Below are 208 nucleotides of genomic sequence, written 5' to 3' on the forward strand. Positions count from 1 at the left end.
AACCAACCGCTCAGAAGTGCTTGATCTGATTTGTCGGCGTAAGGGTTATGAGTTTCGTCTTGTCCGCCGCTGGTTTGCCGAAGAAAAACGTTTCTGTCTTTGGCTGACTAATTTATCGGTGGACGAGTTTACCGCCAGTGAGATCATGGATATTTATCGTTGCCGCTGGCAAATAGAACTGTTGTTCAAAGAGCTAAAATCGCATACA

1 protein-coding gene is annotated in these 208 nt (G+C 45.2%); it reads left to right on the forward strand.

Annotated features, from left to right (window positions below):
• The coding region (locus Xinn_RS21725) for a transposase (RefSeq protein ID WP_153043461.1) at window positions 1-208 on the forward strand (208 nt) is incomplete at both ends.

The sequence above is a fragment of the Xenorhabdus innexi genome (assembly GCF_002632485.1).
Classification (GTDB): Bacteria; Pseudomonadota; Gammaproteobacteria; order Enterobacterales; family Enterobacteriaceae; genus Xenorhabdus; species Xenorhabdus innexi.